12 protein-coding genes are annotated in these 14,600 nt (G+C 56.3%); 2 read left to right on the top strand and 10 right to left on the bottom strand.

Annotated elements, in window-relative coordinates; all coding sequences use genetic code 11:
* The 3 genes from WH298_RS23565 to WH298_RS23555 all read right to left on the bottom strand — a co-directional run bounded on the left by WH298_RS23565 (position 1) and on the right by WH298_RS23555 (position 4,251).
* Positions 1-1,206 carry an SfnB family sulfur acquisition oxidoreductase gene (locus WH298_RS23565; protein WP_180824266.1) on the bottom strand — a complete coding sequence of 402 codons (1,206 nt, stop codon included), beginning with the start codon at positions 1,204-1,206 and terminating at the stop codon, positions 1-3.
* A 323-nt stretch (positions 1,207-1,529) separates the two neighbouring features.
* On the bottom strand, positions 1,530-2,513 hold the full coding sequence (locus WH298_RS23560) for an IS110 family RNA-guided transposase (protein ID WP_180822907.1): 984 nt from the start codon (positions 2,511-2,513) through the stop codon (positions 1,530-1,532).
* Positions 2,514-2,820: 307 nt separating this feature from the next.
* Positions 2,821-4,251 (bottom strand): hypothetical protein, encoded by a 1,431-nt coding sequence (locus tag WH298_RS23555; protein ID WP_180824265.1) that lies wholly within the window; start codon positions 4,249-4,251, stop codon positions 2,821-2,823.
* Positions 4,252-4,445: 194 nt separating this feature from the next.
* On the opposite strand from WH298_RS23555, the gene WH298_RS23550 reads away from it, so the two are divergent.
* Both WH298_RS23550 and WH298_RS23545 read left to right on the top strand, forming a co-directional pair.
* Positions 4,446-5,840: an amidase gene (locus WH298_RS23550; protein WP_180824264.1), complete on the top strand. Its 1,395-nt coding sequence runs from the start codon at positions 4,446-4,448 to the stop codon at positions 5,838-5,840.
* 118 nt (positions 5,841-5,958) lie between these two features.
* The gene (locus WH298_RS23545) at positions 5,959-6,906 is read left to right on the top strand and encodes a helix-turn-helix domain-containing protein (protein ID WP_180824263.1); all 948 of its coding nucleotides are present in this window, start codon (positions 5,959-5,961) and stop codon (positions 6,904-6,906) included.
* Here WH298_RS23545 and WH298_RS23540 read toward each other — a convergent pair whose 3' ends face one another.
* The 7 genes from WH298_RS23540 to WH298_RS23510 form a co-directional block, all read right to left on the bottom strand.
* Entirely contained in the window at positions 6,907-7,473 is a 567-nt protein-coding gene (locus tag WH298_RS23540; protein WP_049851721.1) for an ANTAR domain-containing response regulator, read from the bottom strand.
* Positions 7,474-7,690: 217 nt separating this feature from the next.
* On the bottom strand, positions 7,691-8,395 hold the full coding sequence (locus WH298_RS23535) for an ABC transporter ATP-binding protein (protein WP_009128387.1): 705 nt from the start codon (positions 8,393-8,395) through the stop codon (positions 7,691-7,693).
* Entirely contained in the window at positions 8,388-9,119 is a 732-nt protein-coding gene (locus WH298_RS23530) for an ATP-binding cassette domain-containing protein (protein ID WP_049851722.1), read from the bottom strand. The genes WH298_RS23535 and WH298_RS23530 overlap by 8 nt, the downstream gene beginning before the upstream one ends.
* On the bottom strand, positions 9,116-10,147 hold the full coding sequence (locus tag WH298_RS23525; protein ID WP_180824262.1) for a branched-chain amino acid ABC transporter permease: 1,032 nt from the start codon (positions 10,145-10,147) through the stop codon (positions 9,116-9,118). The genes WH298_RS23530 and WH298_RS23525 overlap by 4 nt, the downstream gene beginning before the upstream one ends.
* Positions 10,147-11,016 (bottom strand): branched-chain amino acid ABC transporter permease, encoded by an 870-nt coding sequence (locus tag WH298_RS23520; protein ID WP_009128382.1) that lies wholly within the window; start codon positions 11,014-11,016, stop codon positions 10,147-10,149. The genes WH298_RS23525 and WH298_RS23520 overlap by 1 nt, the downstream gene beginning before the upstream one ends.
* 11 nt (positions 11,017-11,027) lie before the next feature.
* Positions 11,028-12,269, bottom strand: a complete 1,242-nt coding sequence (locus tag WH298_RS23515) for an urea ABC transporter substrate-binding protein (protein WP_180824261.1) — start codon at positions 12,267-12,269, stop codon at positions 11,028-11,030.
* 1,083 nt (positions 12,270-13,352) lie between these two features.
* Positions 13,353-14,465 carry a lactonase family protein gene (locus WH298_RS23510; protein WP_180824260.1) on the bottom strand — a complete coding sequence of 371 codons (1,113 nt, stop codon included), beginning with the start codon at positions 14,463-14,465 and terminating at the stop codon, positions 13,353-13,355.
* Between the last annotated feature and the right edge of the window lie 135 nt (positions 14,466-14,600).

Below are 14,600 nucleotides of genomic sequence, written 5' to 3'. Positions count from 1 at the left end.
TTAAATCCACGCATGACGCGCAGGCAGCGCATCATTGAGGTAATAGTTGCCGATAGCGTGGGTTTTCCAGCGCACCGGATCGTGCAAAGTGTGGGTGCGCGCATTGCGCCAGTGGCGATCGAGCCCGTGGCGCAGCAGCGTGCCGCGACTGCCGCCCCATTCCAGCAATTTCTCACTGGCGCGCAGCGCAACCTCGGTGGTGAGCACTTTGGCTTCCGCCACCGCAATCGACGCGCGCGCGCAATTTTCAGCGGTCAGCGCTTGCCTATCGATGCTGTCCAGTACGCGGGCGGCACGCGCCAGCAGCGCATTGGCGGCGCTCAGATCGGTGCTGATGCGGCCCACGTCGGCGATAATATAGGGATCGTCGGCATTGCGGCTGACATTGGCATCCACCCACGGTCGCGAGCTGCTGCGCACAAACTCCAGTGCCTCATCCAGCGCGCCCTGAGCAATCCCGGCATCAATCGCAGCCTGAATCAACTGTGAAACCGCGCCGCGTAGCGTCGGCTTTTCCGGCGCAGGCAGCGACATCAGCAGCGCCGGATCCACCACCACCTGCTGCAGTTTCACCGTGCCGCTGGCAGTAGTGCGCTGTCCGATGCCGGACCAGTCATCGACAATTTCTACGCCCTGCGCTGGCAACGGAATAAACGCCATGGTCGGCTGCTGGTCATGCATGGCGGTGGTGACCAGAATGTCGGCGAATAGCGCGCCGGTAGAGTAGAACTTCTCCCCAGTGAGCTGCACACCTTGTGACGTTGTCACTAATTGCGCTTGCACATCGCGCGTGTGTTTGGTGTTTTTCTCTGGCCCTCCATTGCCAAGGCGCTTGCCGTCGACCACCGCACGCAACAACTGCTGTTGTTGCGCTGCAGAACCTTCACCGAGGATGAACTGAATCAGGCCAAAGTGGTTTTGTGGGATTTGCCCGAGCGACGGATCGCTGGCGGAGATCAGTCGAAATACCTCGGCTACCGTCTGGAACGACAAGCCTGCGCCGCCAAATTCACGCGGCACGCTGATGCTACCAAGGCCCAATAAGGTGAATTGGTTCAGTAGCTCAATCGGGTATAGACGTTGTTGATCGCGCTCAACTGCACCGCTTTTCGCCTGTTCGGCTAAATGGCGTGCGGCGGCAATCGCCTGTGCATCGCTGCTTAATACCGCGGCGCGGTTAATAATCTCGTCACTGTTTTGCGTCATAGCTGATTTCACTTTTACTGCACAGCGAATAGTAAGCCTGCACTGAATAAGCCAGCAGGCGGTGGAATTAATAACGGGTTGAAAGCGATGATAATCAGCGGAGTTTAAGCAAGTAAATAGCGCGGTTATGCTATATCTGGCAATGGGTTGCCATTATTAAGCTATCGATTTATTTAGGCACAACAAAGGGCTACAGGCGGCGCTGCGAGGAGTAGCTGAGTATAAAAAAGCGGCGAGTAATTCTTAAGATCAAATAACGCTAAGAAAAGTTTTAATCTGCAAATAATGATGTTTGCACATACTCGTAGCTACCGTCTTGAACGTCAAGCGGTAGCTACGTAGTTTTCGTTCCACGGCTCTCGTGTTTTAAGCACACCGAAGCAGAGATGGACCAGTTTGCGCATCACCGCTCCCAGCGCCACTTTGGCTGGCTTGCCCTTCGCCATCAGCCTTTCATACAGCGCTCTTACGGGGCGATTCCACCTTGCCGCTACTATCGCGGCCATATACAGCTTCGCTCTCACGTCGGCGGGACCGGTTTTCGACATCCGGGCCAGCCCTCTCACCGAACTGCCTGACGTCTTCTCGACCGGCACCACGCCCAGCCACGCCGCTACCTGACCCGCATTGCGGAACTGGCACGTACGCAGCACCGACAGCATGGTCGTTCCCACTACGCCGCCGATACCTTTTATCGACTCCAGCAGCTTAAGATCATCTTTCAGACCATCATTCTTATCCATGTGGTCGTCAATCAGCGCGTTTATTCGCTTCAGCTCCTTTTCATGCGATTTTTTTGTTCTTTCAAGCGAGTCGGTCACCTCGCCCGCCGTCTGGGTTGAGTTCGCCTTCTCGAGCCTGTTCGTCGCGCGCTGCACATCTTCAACGATGGCGTCACGCAGACGCAGCAGGTCTTTCAGCTTGCGGACTTCCGGTGGCGGCGGAACCCAGGCATCGGGCTGTTTCAGCTCGCCGTAACGGGCCAGCACCCAGGCGTCGACCGCGTCATTTTTGGTCAGGATACCCATTCCGCGGGCAAACTCCCTGACCCGTTGCGGATTGCCGATACAGACCGTCACGGGCGTGTTCCCGTGCAGCCCGTAAGCGACGTTTTCGTGATAGACGCTGGTCGCTTCCATCACCACCATCACCTGCTCTGGCGGGCACTTCTGCTTCTGGAGCCAGTCGCAGATGTCACGTTCTACGCCGACCTGATTTTTGATGGATTTCGTTTTCTTTTTGCCGTTGCCGGGGAACAGGCAGAGGTCGAGTTTGTGTTTGCTTACATCAATACCAAGACAGAACATCGGATATCTCCCTTTCACTTAAACCATCACGCCATCTAGCCTTGTACATACGAAGTCAGAGCTTCTGGTTACCGTTCAGAGTAGTTGCTGGCGTGAAAGGAGAAACGGAGGGCTTAAAGCTACGAAGCAAGATCGGGTCTTAAGCGGCGCAAAAAGCTGCCTCCGTTTCATGTTGCTGGTAGCTAACCAGCAACACATTCAAGATACAAGCGGCGCAATTTATTGCGCGTCTCAGTTTAAACGTCAAAAGAGCGCGATAAATCGCGCCGCTACAAATTGTGCGAAGGTTAATAGCGGCGCTGGACTATTAATTATTTAATTGCGCATCAAACTGCGCGGCGGCGAATGAACGGCTCGATTCGCTTTTCGCGCTGTGCGGGATCTCTACGCTGTCGATCAACTGCGCCAGCTGATAGGTCTTGACCGTCTCATTTTGCGTCAGCTGCTGCGAATAGTTTGCAGTCAAATCCCCTTTCTTATTCTGCGTCACCGACGTCTGGCTGCGCTCTTCATCATCAATCAGATGATATTTGTAGTTCTGCGACGATTTCTGTTCGGTAAGTTTCACCGCTGAGGCGGAATCCAGCGCGGTATGAAAACTGGCTTTCAGTTTAAACAGCGTCTGCTGGCTCAAATCCTGGCTATCGCCATGCTGCTGCGTGGTGGTTTTTTGCGCCACATTGAGTGAGAAGCTATCTTCCTCTTCCGGCTTATACGGATTACCGGAAATCGGCGTCTGCTGATAAGTGGCGGAAAAATCGGCCAGTCCGCTGATCGCGCCACTCTTCGCCGCATTGGCATCAATCGCTTTCACTCGCTGCGTGTTAATACTTTCGGCCGCTTTGCCCTCGGTGGTATTGAGCGCACGGAAGCTCTCTTTAAACAGCGACAGCATGGCACTGTTGCCATGACCGCGTGCCGCCGCCTGGTCAAATTTGGTGCTCCACTGATCCAGCGCCGCGGCCTGCTGCGCCGCACTACCCGCCTGCGTCAGTTTCGACATATCGGTGTCCAGTTTGATGCTGACATCACCATTGTGGAAACCGAGCCAGCGCTCTTGATCGTCGGCATGCAGATTCAGCGACTGCGTGACATTATTGCCGTTGCGCAGATCGGTCTTCAGATCGACGCTTTTCAACACCGAGCTATCAAACTTCATCAGATCGCTGATATCAAGTTGAGTCGTGCTGGCATCAAGGCCATCCAACGCCTTCTGCAAACCCGCTGACAAGCTGCCAATCGCCGCAGCTTCATCGTTATTCAACTGGCCACCGCTGGTTTTCAGCTCCACCACCATGCCGCCCTGCTGGCGCGTCATTTGCAGGCTAACCTGCACGCCAGATTGGGTGGTGATGGTCAACGCCAGCGCACTTTGGCTGCTGCTTTGTGCGCTGTTAACCGCGTCGGTTGCGGGAACGCTCAGGGTCACATCACCGCGATTGCTGGCCAGATTACTGAGCAAGGAGCTGCCCAGACCGTTCATGCCAACGCCTTTCGCCTGCGCGGCACCGTTCAGCTGCGCTTGCAGGCTGCTGGTGACATCCACGGAGCTTTGTACCTGTGCAGGCACGATTTTGTAGATCGCGGCGATGGCGTCACTCGCCTCGCTGAAGGTCACTTTGGTGGAGGCTTCTGCCGTTAAGGCATTTTTCGCGGTTTTGCTGTTGACCGTCGGTGTGACCACCGCGTTAGAAGCGATTAAATTTCTCAGTACGCTGCTGCCAATCCCATTTAGCATGAAAATAATCCTCGTTATGTACTATTCCGCTACGTTATCGGCGAGAATTTCGGCAGCTTTAGTGTTTTGTCACCCGCACCCCACCACGGGTTGGCATTTCTGGCACAGCATCTGTCTGGTTAAACACAGCCCGCACCACGCACCTGACTTAGGTTATTCATCAGCACATCTCTCACTCACGAGGAAAGGTCAGGATGAATAATCTGCATTACAAAAGCTTGCTGGAAATTGGCCGTCTGATTCAGTCGGGCGACATCTCCTCGCTTGAGGTCACGCAAACGCTGCTGGCGCGTATCGATACGTTGGATCGTGACTTACACAGCTTCTTCTACATCATTCGTGATAGCGCGCTGAAGCAGGCGGCCGAAGCCGATGCAGAGATTGCCCAGGGCAAAATGCGTGGCCCGCTGCACGGTGTGCCGATTGCGTTGAAAGATCTGATCTGGACCAAAGATGCCCCCACCAGCCACGGCATGATCATCCACAAGGATCACTATCCAGACGAAAACTCCACCGTGGTGGAACGCTTCCGCGCGGCGGGTGCGGTGATTCTCGGCAAGCTGACGCAAACCGAAAGCGCCTTCGCCGATCACCATCCCGAAATCACTCGCCCCAATAATCCGTGGGGCAGCGCGTTGTGGACCGGCGTCTCCTCCAGCGGATCCGGCGTCGCTACCGCAGCGGGCTTGTGCTTTGGCTCGATTGGCACCGATACCGGCGGTTCCATTCGCTTCCCGTCTAACGCCAACGGCCTGACCGGGATTAAACCAACCTGGGGTCGCGTGACACGTCACGGCGCCTGTGAACTGGCGGCATCCCTCGACCATATCGGCCCTATGGCGCGCAACGCCGCTGACGCCGCCGCCATGCTGCAAGCCATTGCCGGTCGCGATGATAAAGATTCCACTTCCAGCAGCGAACCGGTACCTGATTATCTGGCGCTGATGACGCGCGGTATTAGCAAAATGCGCATCGGTGTCGATAAAAGCTGGGCGCTGGAGAAAGTGGATGAAGAGACGCGGGCGGCGCTGCAAGCGGCTATCGCCACGTTGAGTTCGCTCGGTGCCACATTGGTGGATATTACGCTGCCGGATACCGAACAAGCCGCCGCCGAGTGGAGCGCGCTATGCGCCGTGGAAACTGCACTGGCGCATGAAAAGACCTATCCAGCGCAGAAAGATCAATACGGTCCGGCTTTGGCGGGTCTGCTGGATCTCGGTCACAGCGTCACCGCACTCGAGTATCAGCGGCTGCTGCTCAATCGTGCGGCGCTGCGCGGCGATATTTCCGCACTCTTTACTCAGGTCGATTTGATTCTCGCTCCCGCGACCGCCTATGCCGGATTAACCTGGGACACCATGACCCGTTTTGGTACCGATCAGGCACTGTTTAACGGCGTGCTGCGCTATACCAGTGCATTCGATGCCAGCGGACATCCCACCATTACCTTGCCGTGCGGTATGACAGCAACCGGCGCGCCTATTGGCTTCCAGCTGGTCGCGGCGCATTTCGCTGAAACCACCATGATTCAGGGCGCGTGGGCCTTCCAGCAGGTTACCGATTGGCATAAACAGCATCCTGCGCTGTAAATCTTTCGCCTTTGCCGCCTCGACAGCATCGGGGCGGCCCTTTCACCCGCTGATGGCCTGAAACTTGCTTTAACTCCTCTACTTCCGCCCTTTTTCGCCATGTTTAGGGGATGCTGATATGAAAGAGCTGTTCACCACCGATGATCTCGATAATCGTCATCGCTTCGATGCCTGGCGCGATGCGGTGTGCTCACGTTTGATTAAGGCCGAAGCGCGGCAAATGCACGCCGGTGCGTTTTCCGGCAGCTTCGCCTATTCGATGTTAGGTCAACTGGATATCGCTAATCACGTATCGCATACCGCGCTGATGTGGCAACGCACGCCGGAGTGCATTCGCCGCCATCCTAATCACGATTTCTATCTGGGTTACGTCAGTGCGGGCAGCGGTACGCTGCGTCAGAATGGTCACCAGTCACGCGTTAGCGCCGGCGACGTAGTGATTTACGATGCAGCCACGCCGTTTGATTTTGCGATGGACAATGTCGCCATCAATATCGTGCATCTGCCGCGTCACATCATGGAGAAAGAGGCACCTGCCACGGCAAAACTGGCGGGTAAAACGCTGGACCTTACGCGGCCCGGCATGACCTCGCTTAAACAACTGCTGCAGGAAGCCTTTGTGTTTAACGCCGAGCGGGAGAATGCGTTTCTGGCCGCGCAGTTTGCTAATACGCTGCTGAATATGATTTCGGTCAGCGTTAATTTGCAGCACAGCGAGCAGGCGTTGAAACCCGATCTCTATTCGCGCGTAGTGCTTTTTTTGCGCCAAAATCTGCAGGAGCCGGAGTTGTCGGTGGCGCAGATAGCCAATGCGCATCACGTTTCTCCGCGCACCATCAGCCGGGTGTTCGCCGCCCACGGCACCACCCCGATGAACTTCCTCTGGCAGGAGCGCCTGCACGCCTGCCGCCGCATTCTGGCGGAAGGCAAAGCGCGCAATATCACGCAGGTGGCGCTGGATCATGGCTTTAGCGACATGTCGCACTTCAGCCTGGCGTTTCGCAAAGCCTTTGGTTATACGCCCAGCAGCCTGCTGCGACTGCCGGACGCTCAGGCGCAGGAGTAACTACTTTTGCAGAGTATTAATCACGCGTTGCGCGGTAAATTCCAGGCTGCTGCGCGTGTTCATCGCTTCACTGCGCATTAAACGATACGCGCCAGACTCATCAAGGCCAAAGGTTTGCATTAACACGCCCTTGGCCTGCGCTAACCTTTCACCACGCGCTCTGCGCACCTGCAGCAGCTCGCGCTGGCGCACGGTTTTTAACGTGCCGATGATCTGCACAATCAAGGCAAAGGGATTGATTTCTCGCTCGGCGATGGCGCTGGGCTGAAGTTGCAGCAGCAGCGGAAACAGCCGCGCATTGTGGCAATCGGCCAGCGCAACCAGGGGAATGTCCCGCTGCTGGGCGCTGCTGAAGAGGCCAGGCAGCGCTTGCTGCTGATGGGCGTCAATCGCCACCAGCAGCAGTTGTGTTTCCGCAGGGAATGACGCCGCGGGCGGCCAACTGTGTTGCGCGTGACAGCCCAGCTGCGCCAGCGAGGCGCAAAACGCGCGCACGCTTTGTGAGTCAGGATGGAAAATATGCAGCCGAACACCAGAAAGCGTTGCCAGTAATGATTGTTCAATCATGATTCATCCTATGCGCATCCCGAAAAAGGAAGCTTCACAGTAAGCGAGCGGATGAGTTAACGCTTTGCTGATGCTGCCGGGTGCTGTGTCAGGGAGGACAAACGTGCCGCCAGTCCCTCACCCTAACCCTCTCCCGCAAGCAGGAGAGGGAACCGTTCGGCGCGCTTTCCCCCCATCTCCCGCAAGCGAGAGATGGCTGGGGTAAGGGCAATCTACCTCACACGTGAAACCCCAAAAACTGCTCCGCCACGCTGGCGCTCGACTGGGTTTTCGGATCGATTTTCTGCACAATCTGCCCCTTCTCGATCACATGAATCTGGTCGGAAAGCGCATACAGAAACTCAATATCCTGCTCCACCAGAATGATTGAAATATCCATCTCATGGCGCAGCCGCTGTAACGTCGCAATAATCTCCTCGCAGATATTCGGTTGAATCCCCTCCGTCGGCTCATCCAGCAGCACCAGCTGCGGTTGTCCGCACAAGCAGCGCGCCAGCGCCAGCAGTTGCTGCTCGCCACCCGAAAGCGCGCCGCCGGGCTGTGCCAGCAGGCGTTTCAGGCGCGGAAAGATCTCCAGCATCTGCTCGATAATCTGCCCGGCGCGTGAGAAGTGTTTCACGCAGCCCATGCGCAAATTCTCTTCTACCGTTAGCAGCGGAAAAATCTGGCGCCCCTGCGGCACAAATCCAATCCCCGCCGCCGCGCGCTGGTGCGCCTGGTAACGCGTAATATCGATGCCATTCAGCGCAATGCTGCCCTGCCAGGCAGGCAGTTCGCCCATAATGGTGCGCAGTAGCGTGGTTTTGCCCATGCCGTTGCGGCCCAGCACTCCGGTAAAGGATTTAGCACCGACAAACAGCTCGGATAGGTTCAGCACCGGTATTTTGTTATAGCCCGAGACCATCTCTTTTATTTCAAGCATGTTTAATCTCCAGATTGCCGAGATACGCCTCTTTCACCAGCGGATTTTGCGTCACCTCGCGGAAACTGCCCTCCGCCAGCACCGCGCCCTGATTAAATACCGTTACCCGCTGCGCAATCATGCTGATGAACTCCATGTCGTGCTCCACCACCACCACCGTGCTCTGCTGGTTAATGGTTTTGATCAGCTGCGCCGTTTTGCGCACCTCCTGATGCGTCATGCCTGCCGCCGGTTCGTCCAGCAGCACCAGCTGCGGTTTTGAGATTAGAATCATGCCCAACTCCACCCACTGCCGCTGACCGTGTGCCAGCTCCGAAAGCACCGCATGCTGCAGTTCGGCGAGCCCGATATCCTCCAGCACGCGATCAATCGCCGCCGGCAACGCGGCTTTTGCCAGCTTATTCGCCGCCGCCTGCCACAGGTTTTCCCGGATGCTTAAGCCCTCGAACACGCTCGGCACCTGGGTTTTAATGCCGATCCCCAGACGTGCAATCTCCCACGGCCGTTTACCGGAGATCACCCGATCGCGATAGCGACACTCGCCGCGCGTTGGCGTCACCTGCCCGCTTAACATTTTAAAAAAGGTACTTTTGCCGGCGCCGTTCGGGCCGATCAGGCAGCGCAACTCACCTTCATGCAGAGTAAAATCCACCTCTTTTACCGCATGAACGCCACCAAAGCTGACGCCCATCTTGTGGGTTTCCAGCAACACATTGGCCGTCATGGTTTCACCTCACTCACCTGCGCACGGCTGGCCGTGGCGCTCATCGTTCGCTTGCGCCGCACCAAACGCTGCAGCGTGGGCAAAATGCCGCCCGGAATCAGCAACACAAACACCGCCAGAATCACCCCCAGCACTAAATTGACGTCCACGGTTTGCTGCGCACCCAGCCGCGTCACCATCCACTGCAACAGCACGCAGCTGATCACCGGGCCGAGCAGCGTGCCGCGCCCGCCGACAATCACCCAAATAATGATCTGCGCTGACTGGCTGATGCTGAACACGCCAGGACTGACAAACGCGCCCCAGTTGACGTATAGACAACCGGCTAAACCGGCAATCGCTGCGCCGATGGCAAAGGTCGCCAGCTTATGTGCCGGCACGTTATAGCCGAGCAAACCGGCGCGCTGTTCGTTCTCGCGGATCGCCACCACGGTTTTGCCGAAACGGCTCAGCAGCACAAATTTCAGCAAGGCGTAACAGAGCGCCAGACAGCCCGCCGTGACCATAAAGATCGCTTCCGGTGACAAAATGGCGTCGGGCTGGAACGGCAGGTTGAGCGTCGGCACCGACGGAATCCCATTGAAGCCGCCCAGCAGCGCCTCACCAAGGTGATACTCGCTACCGGAAGTGGAGTTGACCCAGTTAAACAGCACCAGACTCACCGCCAGCGTTATTGCGCCGAGATAAACATCGCTGACCCCGCCATAAAAAATCACATAGCCGAGCAGCAGCGAGAACAGCGTAGGCAGCAGCACCGCCATCACCACCGCCCAAGTGGAGTCGCCCCAGTTGATCGCGCAGATGGCATAGGTGTAAGCGCCCAGGCCGAAAAACGCCGCCTGGCCGAAGCACAAAATACCGCCGTAACCCCAGATAAACGCCAGACTGAGTGACAGCAATCCCATCACCAGAAACACCGTCAGTGATAGCAAGGTGTAGAGCTCAATCGTGCCGGAGAGCCACAGCGCCACTAGCACCATTACCAGCGCGGTAAGCACAATCTGGACTTTCTCAGAGAAAAATTTCATTACAGCGATCTCCTGAAGAAGCGTCCGGTGATGCCCTGCGGCATCAGGCGGAGCAACACAATCGCACTCAGCAGCAGCGCCACCGCCCCGAACACCGGCGTGGAGGCATAGGTCACCAGCTGGGAAATGGTGCCGAACAGCGTGGATGAGGAGAGCGTGCCGGCGATAATCGCGCTGCCGCCGCCGATCACCGTGATAAAGGCTTTGGCAATAAAGCTGACGCCAATGGTTGGGATGACGCCGGTAATCGGCGCTAACAGCGCGCCGCCTAAACCGGAAAGCGCCGCGCCGAGTCCAAACGTCAGGCTGTAGATTTTGCCCGGATTGCTGCCAAGCGCCGCGGCCATGCGGGCGTTTTGCATGGTGGCGCGAGCGCACAACCCTAAGGTGGTAAAGCGCAGCAGCAGCCACAGCGCCCCGATCAAGCCCAGCGCAAACACAATCATGAACAGCGAATAGCCGCTGGTGCTGTAGCTGCCCACGTTAACGCTCGGCAGTGGTGAGCTGATGCCTAAAGTGGTGTTGCCGAACAGCATGGTGGCGGCACCAATCAAGGCCAGGCTCAAGCCCCAGGTGGCCAACATGGTGTCGATCATCCGCCCATACAGATGACGAATGATCACGCGCTCCACCACCGCGCCGAAGACGCCCACGGTGAGCGGTGCGATCACCAGCATGGCGATCCAAATCGGCACGCCCCACTGGTTGGTTGCCAGAATCGCGCTGTAGCCGCCCAGCATCATGAATTCGCCGTGCGCCATATTGACGATTTTCATCATGCCGAATACGACCGCCAGCCCAACGCTCATGATGATCAGTACGGCAATGGCATTGAGCACTTCAATGCCGTAGATAATGAACAGATCCATAGCGGCTCCTGTTACAGCTCAATTTGATACTGTTTGGTATCGCGCGGATTTTTCTTCAGATCGCACACCATCGCGGTATCCACCGGTGCTTGATTGGGGAAGGTTTCCAGGATTTTCATCTGATGGTTTTCCACTTCGGCGATGTGCACATCCAGCGAACAGTGATGGGTAGCCGGATCGACACTGAGCTTGCCGCTGGGCGACGTTAGCGTGATGCCGGATTCCAGCGCCTCAATCACCTTCATGCGATCGATATCGCCCGCTTTGCGCACCCCTTCTGCCCAAATCAGCATGCCCTGATAGGCGCCCATGGCTAAATCGCTGATATACGGCGTATTGGCACCGTAGCGTGCATGGAATTTTTCGACGAAGGCCTGGTTCTCTGGCGAGGGAATTTCCTGCATATAGTTGGCCGCCACCAGAATACCGTTGCTCTCTTCCGGCGATAGAATGATGTGTTCGTTGCCGCCGCCAAACACCGTCGAGGCAATCGGGATCTTGCCGCTCATACCGGCGGCATGCCACTGGCGGTAGAACGAGATGTGCGCGCCGCCCACCAGCGCCGACCACACCATGTCGGGTTTTGCGCTCTGGATTTTAGAAATTGCGGCACCAAAATCGGTGACATCCAGCGGGAAGAATTCCACGGTCATTACTTCGCCACCGTTATCACGCACCGATTTTTTCACCCAGGCAGAGACGATTTGACCGTAGTTATAATCCGCCGCCAGCACGTAAACTTTTTTACCCCACTTTTTCACCGCATAAGGCACCAGCTTTTCTACGGTTTGTGCCGGAGTAGAACCTGAGGAGAAATAGTTGCGGTCACACACTCCACCTTCATACTGCGCCGGATAAAAATAGAGCGAGCGAAAACGATCCAATACCGGACGAATTACTTCGCGTGAGGCTGAGGTTATTCCACCGTGCACCACTGCCACTTTGTCTTTTAGCGTCGCCTGCTGCGCATATTGCGCATAAAGCTGCATGTTGGACTGCGCATCGTAATTAATTACCTGCAGTGGACGCCCTAATAATCCACCTGCGGCATTGATCTCTTCCGCGGCCAGATTAACCGCATTCGACATCGGTTTACCGTAGATATCGAGGCCGCCGGAGAGGTCGAGAATACTGGCGACTTTAATGGCGTCCTTGCTATCGGCGGCGAAAGTGAATTTAGGCGCCACGCCTGCAGCTAATCCCAATGCCGATACCGCTGAACCCTGGATAAATGAACGACGACTAATAGCCATAACATCCCCTTAAGGAAGTAAAGAAAAATAATTGGGAGGTTTCCGGGAGGCCGGAGAGAATAAGAGAGATCGGCAGACGGCGTTGTCTACATTAACCAGAGGGTTGCCACAGCGTTGGGGCGTTATTTTTTATAAAGCAAGAAGTGGGCCAAATAACATAATCCCCGCGCATTGACGTAATAGCGTGATTAAATGCGCAATAAATTGCGCCGCTACGGCAATGTGCGCACTGTTAAATGGCAATGGGCACCAATAAGGTGCGAAAGATTAAATATAGATTTAATGCAGACTGTCCGTTTAAATATAATGGATGGCACGACTAACCAAGCGGTTATTAACGGTCGCTATAAATGGCGTAATGCCGATCAGTCAAGCGCTGAGCGACTTTCGTTCGCCATCGGCTGAGGCAGTTTCATCTACGCCGTGCGGCGACCGAGAAGAGGGCGTCTGGGCCACGCCCTCTTCACTCCCCGGCCCTGCGCCAGCCCATCCCGCCGCTACGCGGTGCCTTCACTCCCTCACGATTCCTGACGGACCGGCGGCGATTCGCTCCTGCTCAGCGCCGCCTCTCGCCGCATCCCTGCGGCTCGCCCTGGAATCCCTCACTCGCTCAGCGGGCTGGGATGTCGCCTCCACACCCGCGCTGCAGCATCAATGCCTATTCCTGAATCATCATCGCTGTAACGCCTGTAGGGTCGCCATTCATGGCGACCAGGTAACCCGCAATCTTCAGTCAGCAAAATTTCAAATCAGATACGGTAATGACAGGCGATGGTGTTGGGCGCTATCCGCAGCGCCGAGCGCAGAGTGACGGCCAGGATGAGCCGACACGACGTCGGCGAAAGCGCGGCATGAGCCAGGGATGGCGAATCCGCGCGGTCCGTCAGGCCGGAGTGATAAGCGAGGGAACAGCGAGGACGGCGCAGGCGCGGATTGCTAAGGTCCGCGCCTTCGGACCTTAGCCCGGCCGCCGGCTTCACACATTCTGAAACTGCCGGATGCTTAGCGGGCGGAACCACTGCGATGCCAGTGCGCTGCTTAACTGACTTGCATAACGCCATAAATGGCGACCGCAATCCCCCCTTAATTAAAGAACTTGATATCCGTCGGCGTCGCGATCTTCGCCACTTCGCCCGCGGCTTTTAACGCACCGCTTTCCGCATCAAAATGGAACAGGGTGATGTTGTTGGTGAACACGTTTGCCACGTACAAAAATTTGCCGCTGGCATCAAAGGCGAAGGCGCGTGGCTCGATACCGTCCGCCTTATAGCGCACCGGTGAACCCAATGAGCCATCCTGCTCAATCCTGAACACCACTAAACTGTTGTCGGAACCTCGGTTAGCGGCAATCAGATACTTGCCGTTCGGGCTAAGGATGATGCCGCCACCGCTTCTGTACTCGGCGCTGCTGTTTTCTGTATTCAGTTTGACCGCCGCTTGTCGCTCCAAACGATCGTCCTGCACGGCAAACACCACGACTTCAGCGGCCATTTCGGTGGTGACATAAGCGTGTTTGCCATCGGGTGAAAACACCATATGACGCGGGCCCGATCCGGCCGGGAAAGTGACGTCACGCGCGGTATCCGCCTGCAGCGGCTGGGTTTTCCCCGCGTGATAGGCGTAAGCGTGGAGTTTATCGCCGCCGAGATCGGCCGCGTAAAGATATTTGCCGTCGTGGGTGAAGGTCGTTGAATGCGCGTGACCGCCATCCTGACGATCTTTCACCGCGCCGCTTCCATCGGCAAATGGGAAGTTCTGCACCTGTTCGCCGAGTGAACCATCATGATGAATCGGTAATACCGCAACGCTGGCGCCACCTTTTGCCACCGAGTAGTTGGCAACAAACAGGAATTTGCCATCCGGGCTGATGGTGGCATGAGTGGGTTGTTGGCCGTGGCTATCCACCGCATTGATCACCCGCACCTTGCCGCTGTTATCGATGGCGAGCGCGGTAACGGCGCCAGCATTTTCTTCATTGGTGGTATAAGCAAAGCGGCCGTCGTGGGATTTCACGATCCATGAGGGGCTTTTCATTTTGATGAAATCAAGTGGCGTTAAGGTGCCGTCGCTATTGACCTTCAATCGGTACAAGCCTTCGCTAGGATGTCCCGGATTTTGCACTAACGGCGCATCCGGAATGCTGGTCCATGTGCCGACTAACGCCGTTTGGTTGTGGTGTTCCGCTGCAGTTGCCATTGCACTTCCCGCTAAGATGAAAACAACCGCAGATAATGCCATGGATAGGTTGGATGCTAAACCCTGCCTGTTAAAATTATTTGATTTATTCAACTTAACACTCCGCCTAAATAATAGATTTACCGACTGTTAAGC

Origin of the sequence: Pantoea nemavictus, from assembly GCF_037479095.1 — a bacterium.
Classification (GTDB): domain Bacteria; phylum Pseudomonadota; class Gammaproteobacteria; order Enterobacterales; family Enterobacteriaceae; genus Pantoea; species Pantoea nemavictus.
This window is presented reverse-complemented; position numbering and strand designations above follow the sequence as displayed.

Bases quoted from the DNA above. Each gene is read 5' to 3' on its own strand.
- WH298_RS23565 (WP_180824266.1), bottom strand. From the start codon at position 1,206: ATGACGCAAAACAGTGACGAGATTATTAACCGCGCCGCGGTATTAAGC.
- WH298_RS23560 (WP_180822907.1), bottom strand. From the start codon at position 2,513: ATGTTCTGTCTTGGTATTGATGTAAGCAAACACAAACTCGACCTCTGC.
- WH298_RS23555 (WP_180824265.1), bottom strand. From the start codon at position 4,251: ATGCTAAATGGGATTGGCAGCAGCGTACTGAGAAATTTAATCGCTTCT.
- WH298_RS23550 (WP_180824264.1), top strand. From the start codon at position 4,446: ATGAATAATCTGCATTACAAAAGCTTGCTGGAAATTGGCCGTCTGATT.
- WH298_RS23545 (WP_180824263.1), top strand. From the start codon at position 5,959: ATGAAAGAGCTGTTCACCACCGATGATCTCGATAATCGTCATCGCTTC.
- WH298_RS23540 (WP_049851721.1), bottom strand. From the start codon at position 7,473: ATGATTGAACAATCATTACTGGCAACGCTTTCTGGTGTTCGGCTGCAT.
- WH298_RS23535 (WP_009128387.1), bottom strand. From the start codon at position 8,395: ATGCTTGAAATAAAAGAGATGGTCTCGGGCTATAACAAAATACCGGTG.
- WH298_RS23530 (WP_049851722.1), bottom strand. From the start codon at position 9,119: ATGACGGCCAATGTGTTGCTGGAAACCCACAAGATGGGCGTCAGCTTT.
- WH298_RS23525 (WP_180824262.1), bottom strand. From the start codon at position 10,147: ATGAAATTTTTCTCTGAGAAAGTCCAGATTGTGCTTACCGCGCTGGTA.
- WH298_RS23520 (WP_009128382.1), bottom strand. From the start codon at position 11,016: ATGGATCTGTTCATTATCTACGGCATTGAAGTGCTCAATGCCATTGCC.
- WH298_RS23515 (WP_180824261.1), bottom strand. From the start codon at position 12,269: ATGGCTATTAGTCGTCGTTCATTTATCCAGGGTTCAGCGGTATCGGCA.
- WH298_RS23510 (WP_180824260.1), bottom strand. From the start codon at position 14,465: ATGGCAACTGCAGCGGAACACCACAACCAAACGGCGTTAGTCGGCACA.